The sequence below is a fragment of the Nocardioides sp. CPCC 206348 genome (assembly GCF_048654705.1).
In the GTDB taxonomy this organism is placed as follows: Bacteria; Actinomycetota; Actinomycetes; order Propionibacteriales; family Nocardioidaceae; genus Nocardioides.
Genome location: NZ_JBMCZA010000239.1, coordinates 81,336 through 81,654, shown reverse-complemented (window position 1 = coordinate 81,654; position 319 = coordinate 81,336). Strand labels below are relative to the sequence as shown.

The following is a 319-nucleotide window of genomic DNA, read 5'->3' as shown; positions in this document are numbered from 1 at the left end:
ATCAGGTAGCCGGAGACGTAGACGAATCCGCCCCCGTCGCCGGTCACTGCACCACCGGCCGGAAGCTGACGCTCCAAGGTGATGGAGTAGTACGAACCGGGGGCGGCGAAGTCCAGGACCCGTGTCGCACCGGCGTAGAACGCATTCCCGTTCCCGACGCCCTGGAGCTCAACCGGGATTGGGAACCCGAGTCCACCATTGCCGGCATTCGCGCTCACCAACGGAGTCTGGCCCGAGGGCACGTTGACTCTCGCCGAGATGAACTCGACCACCAGCCGCTTTCCAGCGGGCACCTGGAAGCTTCCATTGTCGGTGGTCA

Annotated in this window: 1 protein-coding gene; it reads right to left on the bottom strand. The window is 64.6% G+C overall.

What is annotated here, in order from left to right; all coding sequences use genetic code 11:
- Window positions 1-218 (bottom strand): hypothetical protein (locus ACOADB_RS27665; protein ID WP_378606707.1); only part of this gene is annotated, 218 nt, incomplete at its 3' end.
- Window positions 219-319: the final 101 nt, after the last annotated feature.